Origin of the sequence: Kocuria sp. CNJ-770 (genome assembly GCF_001942375.1) — a bacterium.
Taxonomy (GTDB): Bacteria; Actinomycetota; Actinomycetes; order Actinomycetales; family Micrococcaceae; genus Kocuria; species Kocuria oceani.
In genome coordinates this window covers 1-5,852 of sequence record NZ_MKJW01000153.1, presented here as the reverse complement: position 1 = coordinate 5,852, position 5,852 = coordinate 1, and the positions used below count along the sequence as shown (strand labels likewise).

Below are 5,852 nucleotides of genomic sequence, written 5' to 3'. Positions count from 1 at the left end.
ACACCGAGGCCGCCACAACCACGTAGGTGATGGCCAGGAGGGTTCAGGCTTACTCGTCAGCAAACCGCATCAGGGCGACGGGGGCAGCAATGATGCCGTGGACGAGGTTGCGCACGCTCAGCAATAGGATCACTGGGAGCATCCCTGCCCACACGCTCATGCAGTACAGGCACAGGATGGAGATGGCGGAGAGCGCCTGTGGCCACCACCAGCTCACGAACACCACTCCGCCGGCTGTAACGACCACGGTGGAGTCCGCCTGTAGCTTTATCACCTCGCCGGCAAGCTCCGACACCAATCCGCCGTCTATCTTCAGCAGTCGCGCCCGCCCGCGCTGTTCTCCTGGGACATGGACCTCGTGTTGGAGGGTGAGATCATCACCGATCACGGCGACAACGGGGAGGGCCGCGACGGGGGCCCGCAGGCCGCGAGGTCGGGCTCTGGGGCACAGCTGCTCCCAGCGGGGACCCGGCTTCCTCCGCTACTGTCGAGGACGACACCTCCCGGAGCCGCGGCGCGGCCTGAGCCCGCCGCGGGGCTGTTCCGGAAGCCTGACCGAGCACCCCGAGGAGCACGACTGCCGTGGAGTCCGACCGGCTCAGATCGCTGTCCCTGCACGAATCCGAGGCACCACCGGGCGGCCCCGACAACCCGCAGTGCTCCCGCAAGGGCTGCCGCGCCGACGCCGCGTGGCGGATCCGCTGGAACAACCCGCGCATCCACACCCCCCAGCACCGCAAGAGCTGGCTGGCGTGCCCCGACCACCGCGAGGACCTCGAGAAGTTCCTCCGCGCCCAGGGCTTCTGGAAGAACACCGTCCCGCTCGGCCACGACGGGCCCACCGGGGAGGACCGGCCGTGAGCGACTACCGGTTCCTGCTCAGCGGGAAGTGGCTCGGCTTCTTCGCCCTGGCCTGCGCCGCCGCGGCGGTCTCCGTGTACCTGGCCGGGTGGCAGATGGACCGCAACGACCACCTGGTCGGGGAGAACGCCAAGATCACCCGCAACTACCGGGCCGAGCCGCTGACCGGCAACGAGGCGGCCGCGCAGTTCGCCGCCCACGACCCCACCCTCACCTGGCACCCGGTGGAGCTGACCGGCGAGTACCTGGCCGAGGACCAGGTCCTCGTGCGCAACCGTCCCCAGGACGGGCGCGTGGGCTACGAGGTCCTCGTGCCCTTCCGCACGCAAGCCGGGGACGTGGTCGTGCTGGACCGCGGCTGGATCCCCACGGGCTCGGCCGCCAACGGGATGCCCGACGAGGTCCCGGCCCCGCCCACCGGGCAGGTGAGCGTCACCGCGCGGCTGCGTCCCGGGGAGCCGGCTGTGGACCGCGGCGCCCCGGAGGGCCAGATCGCCACCATCCAGCTCCAGGAGCTCCAGGAGCGGTGGGATCGGCCGATCGGCACGGCCGCCTACGCCGAGGTCTTCGCCGAGGACCCGGCCCCGGCCGTGGCTCCCGCACCCGCGCCCGAGCCCGAGATCGACTCCGGACCGCACCTGTCCTACTCCCTGCAGTGGTACGCCTTCGCCGCCCTGTTCTTCGTGGCCTACGGCTACGCCGCCCGGCAGCAGGCCCGCAACGACGCCTGGGACCGCCAGTACGCCGCAGAGATGGAACGCCACCTCTCCCAGTTCTACGACGAGGACGGCAACTACGTGGGCGAGGGCGAGGAGGAGCTCGTCATCCGCCAGATGGAGATGGCCGACGACATGCCGGCCCACTTGAAGTCCCTGATGCGACCCAAGCCGCAGCGCCGGCGCCACCGGCCGACGTGGGAGGAGGAGGAAGACGCCCTGCTGGACGCCTTCGAGGACGGGGTCATGGACGGGACCGAGAATCGGACCATGAGCCCAGCTGCGGTCCGCGCCATGGACTAGTGCTCCGTTCCTCCAAGAAGAGAGTCAATACGTCCTGTGACCCGGTCGCGCTGTCGAGCGGTTGCTGAAGCGATGGGCTTCACGCAGTCATCCGTGCGGCAGCGGTGTGATTTCGGGGACTGGCACCTACCCCGCGTCGAGCATCAGCAAGGCCCAGGAGGACCACCACAGTCGCGGCGCCCGCCCCCAGGTCCTTCCGCGCAGGGCTCCTGCGCCAGCCCGGCTGCAGGGGTTCAGCTCTTGCGGCGGCGAGAGACCAAGACCAGAAGCCCGATCACGGCCAGGGCCGGCACCACCACGGCGGCGCCGAGGGCCCACCCGGACAGACCCTCGGAGCTCTCCTGTGCGGCCGCGTCCTGGGCTGGGGCGGAGCTGTCCGAGCTGTCAGCGGGGGCCTCGGTCGGGGTGCTGCTGAGGCTGGGGGCCGGGGTCGCGGTGTCCGCGCCGTCACCCACCTCGTAGGTGTAGGTGCCTTCGATGGGGTGGCCGTCGCTGGAGACCACCCGCCAAACCACCTGGTAGGTCCCTTCCTCGGACCCGGCCGCGGCCAGGGGCTGGACCACTTGGGAACCGTCGCGCTCGAGCGGGCCCTCGGTCACGGACTGGCCCTCGGGGCCGGTCACCAGCACCTGGTGACCGATGTCCATGATCTCCCCGCTGTAGGAGAGCTCGATCTGTTCGGGGGCGGTCTCCAGCACGGCGCCCTGTTCGGGGGAGGTACTCAGCACCTCGTCATGAGCGGCGGCGGGGACCAGCCCCAGGGCGGTCAGGGCGCCGACCGCGCTCACGGTGGCGGCGGTACGGCGCAGGGCAGAAGTGGTGGTCAGCATGGCACTGGGGTCCCTTCGGGGGTGAGGAGTGGGTGCGTCAGGCTGCGCCGCCGCACCTGGGGGGTGCGGCGGGAGATAGAGATCCGGTGCCAGGCGCGGGGAGCCATCCCGCCCGCCACCGGAGGCGTCCAGCCGAGACCGGCTCTTGGAGTCGGATCCGAGACCGGTGAGCGCCACCAGCTGTAGCAACCGGCGTCCGGCACCGGAATGCGTCATGGCGTCCCGGACGCGCAATGCTGAACGTAGCGCGGCAACCCGGGCAGGGCCTCAGCCGCGGATGTCCTCGTAGAGCAGGGTGGAGATGTAGCGCTCCCCGAAGTCGCACACGATGGCCACGATCAGCTTGTCCCGGTTCTCCTCCTTGGCGGCCTCCTGCAGGGCGGCCCACACGATGGCCCCCGAGGAGATCCCGCCGAGGATGCCCTCCTGGGTGGCCAGCTCGCGGGCGACCCGCACCGAGTCCTCCACGGTCACGTCGTAGACGTCGTCGTAGATCTCGCGGTCGAGGTTGTCGGGGACGAAGTTCGCCCCGAGGCCCTGGATCTTGTGGGGCCCGGCCTTGCCCTCGGTGAGCAGCGGGGAGTCGGCCGGCTCGACCACGATCAGGCGGATGTCCGGCTTCTGCTCGCGCAGGTAGCGGCCCGCGCCCGTGATGGTGCCGCCGGTGCCCACGCCGGAGACGAACACGTCGACCTCGCCGTCGGTGTCCTCCCAGATCTCCGGGCCGGTGGTGGCGTAGTGGATCGCCGGGTTGGCCTCGTTGGCGAACTGCTTGGCCAGCACGGCGTTCTCGGTGGACTCGACGATCTCCTGGGCCTTGTCGACCGCGCCGCGCATGCCCTCGGCGCCGGGGGTGAGCACGATCTGGGCGCCGTAGGCGCGGAGCATGACCCGCCGCTCCGTGGACATGGTCTCGGGCATGGTCAGGATGACCTTGTAGCCGCGGGCGGCGCCGACCATGGCCAGGGCGATGCCGGTGTTGCCGGAGGTGCCCTCGACGATCGTGCCGCCGGGCTTGAGCTGCCCGGACTTCTCCGCGGCGTCGACGATGGCCACGCCGATCCGGTCCTTGACGGAGTTGGCGGGGCTGTAGAACTCCAGCTTCACGGCGACGTTGCCGGGCAGGCCCTCATCCAGATGGTTCAGCCGGACGAGCGGGGTGCGGCCTACGATCTCGGTGACGTCGTGGTAGATCTTCGCCATGTGTGCTCCTCGGTGATGGTGTGGTGAATCGTTGGGTGTTGGGGGTTCGGTGCGTCACAAATTGGGGATGTTCTCCGGGGACTCAGACGGGGGTGATGAAGGTGCCGGCGAGGCTTTGGAGCTGGTAGATCCACTGCATCCAGATCCCGGTCACCATCAGCAGCCCCACGGCGATCAGCACGGAGCCGCCGGCGAGGTTGAAGGTGCGGATGTTGCGGCGGATGTAGCTCAGGGTCGTGGTGACCCAGTTGAGCCCGGCCGCGACCAGGACGAAAGGGATGCCCAGGCCCAGGCAGTAGGTGAAGCCCAGCAGGGCCCCGCGCCAGGCCCCTCCGGTGGTGGTGCTCAGCGCCAGCACGGCACTGAGGGTCGGGCCCATGCACGGTGTCCAGCCCAGGCCGAAGACCACCCCGAGCAGCGGGGCGCCGGCGATGCCGGTGCGGGGTTGGAAGGACAGCTTCTTGGTCTGCTGCAGGAAGGAGAACTTCCCGACCAGCACCAGTCCCATGAGCACCACGAACACCCCCAAGGCCCGCATCAGCGGATCCTGCCACCGCACCAGCCAGCCCCCGATGGCGCCGAAGGCCGCCCCGTAGAGAGTGAACACCGCCGCGAAGCCCAGGATGAACAGCCCCACCCCAGCCAGCACCCGCCGGCGGTTGTCCGCCCGAGTCGGATCGGCCAGCCCGGAGACATAGCCGAGGTAGCCGGGCACCAGCGGCAGAATGCACGGGGAGATGAAAGAGACAATCCCGGCGATCATCGCCAGGGGCACAGCCCGAGACTACCGCACATGACCACTGTCAACCCAAAATGAGGCTATCATCGGCCCATGACGATTTCTGAGTATGTTCCGCAGGCCCCCTGCGGGGCGTTGGATCCGGCGGCGGCATTGTTCCACTCCCTGTCCGATCCGACCCGGCTGGCCATCGTGCAACGAATGGCCGTCGGGGAGGTGCGGGTACGTGATCTCACCAGCGAACTGGGGTTGGCCCAGTCCACCGTGTCAGGCCATGTGGCGTGCCTGCGCGGTTGCGGGCTGGTGCAGGGTCGGGCGCAGGGGCGCAGCGTGTACTACTCGCTGACCCGCCCGGAGCTGCTGGACATGCTCGCTGCCGCCGAGGTGCTGTTGTCGGCCACTGGCAACGCCGTGAGCCTGTGCCCGAACTACGGTCTGGACGCCCAGCAGACCCGACAGGCCCCGGAGGTTGTGCGATGAGTGATGCCTGCTGCGCCCACGATGAGCCTGCCCACCACGAGGAAGCGGGGCCGGCCGGTTTCTGGCAGGTGAGCGAGGTGCGGTTCGCCTCCGCGGCCGGCGTGCTGCTGGCAGTCGGGTGGGCCACCCACCTGATGGACGGCCCCGAGTGGCTGGTCACCGCCGTGAGCGTGGTGGCGCTGGGGTTGGCGGGGTGGACGTTCGTGCCCTCCACGCTGCGCCGACTGGCCAAGGGCCGCATCGGGGTCGGGACCTTGATGACGATCGCCGCCGTCGGGGCGGTAGCCCTGGGCGCGATCGAGGAGGCGGCGGCGCTGGCCTTCCTCTACGCGATCGCCGAGGCGCTGGAGGAGTACTCGGTGGCGCGGACCCGGCGCGGGTTGCGCGCGCTGCTGGACCTGGTCCCGGATCAGGCCACGGTGCTCCGGGGCGGGGTGCCGGCCACCGTGTCCCCGGCCGAGCTGGTGCCGGGGGACCGGATGGTGGTCCGTCCCGGGGAGCGGGTGGCCACCGACGGGCGGATCCTCACCGGGCGCACCTCGGTGGACACCTCGGCGCTGACCGGGGAGTCCGTGCCGGTGGAGGTCGGACCGGGTTCGGAGGTCTACGCCGGGTCCATCAACGGCACCGGCCCGCTGGAGGTCGAGGTCACCAGCACCGCCGAGGACAACTCTCTGGCGAAGATCGTGCACATCGTCGAGACCGAGCAGTCCCGCAAGG

General features: G+C 70.1%; 7 protein-coding genes and 1 pseudogene. 4 read left to right on the top strand and 4 right to left on the bottom strand.

Going from position 1 to position 5,852, the window contains the following annotated elements; genetic code table 11:
* Positions 1-49 precede the first annotated feature (49 nt).
* Positions 50-388, bottom strand: a complete 339-nt coding sequence (locus BJF77_RS17980; protein WP_139318648.1) for a hypothetical protein — start codon at positions 386-388, stop codon at positions 50-52.
* Positions 389-582: 194 nt separating this feature from the next.
* Between BJF77_RS17980 and BJF77_RS17975 the strand changes: the two genes are divergently transcribed.
* Positions 583-861, top strand: a complete 279-nt coding sequence (locus BJF77_RS17975) for a hypothetical protein (RefSeq protein WP_082157557.1) — start codon at positions 583-585, stop codon at positions 859-861.
* Positions 858-1,880: an SURF1 family protein gene (locus tag BJF77_RS17970; RefSeq protein WP_047804879.1), complete on the top strand. Its 1,023-nt coding sequence runs from the start codon at positions 858-860 to the stop codon at positions 1,878-1,880. Before BJF77_RS17975 ends, BJF77_RS17970 begins: the two co-directional genes overlap by 4 nt.
* Before the next feature lie 233 nt (positions 1,881-2,113).
* Here the strand turns inward: BJF77_RS17970 and BJF77_RS17965 are convergent, their stop codons facing one another.
* From BJF77_RS17965 to BJF77_RS17955, 3 genes are all read right to left on the bottom strand, one after another.
* Positions 2,114-2,710 (bottom strand): copper resistance CopC family protein, encoded by a 597-nt coding sequence (locus BJF77_RS17965; RefSeq protein WP_101851591.1) that lies wholly within the window; start codon positions 2,708-2,710, stop codon positions 2,114-2,116.
* A 267-nt stretch (positions 2,711-2,977) separates the two neighbouring features.
* Positions 2,978-3,913 carry a cysteine synthase A gene (gene cysK, locus BJF77_RS17960; protein WP_047804878.1) on the bottom strand — a complete coding sequence of 312 codons (936 nt, stop codon included), beginning with the start codon at positions 3,911-3,913 and terminating at the stop codon, positions 2,978-2,980.
* An 82-nt stretch (positions 3,914-3,995) separates the two neighbouring features.
* On the bottom strand, positions 3,996-4,676 hold the full coding sequence (locus BJF77_RS17955; RefSeq protein ID WP_139318651.1) for a cytochrome c biogenesis CcdA family protein: 681 nt from the start codon (positions 4,674-4,676) through the stop codon (positions 3,996-3,998).
* A gap of 69 nt (positions 4,677-4,745) precedes the next feature.
* Here BJF77_RS17955 and BJF77_RS17950 point away from each other — a divergent pair, with 69 nt between their 5' ends.
* Complete coding sequence (locus BJF77_RS17950; protein ID WP_047804876.1) at positions 4,746-5,132, top strand: helix-turn-helix transcriptional regulator; 387 nt, start codon at positions 4,746-4,748, stop codon at positions 5,130-5,132.
* A pseudogene (locus tag BJF77_RS17945) lies at positions 5,129-5,852 on the top strand (cation-transporting P-type ATPase); the annotation flags it as partial. The gene BJF77_RS17950 and the pseudogene BJF77_RS17945, both read left to right, overlap by 4 nt.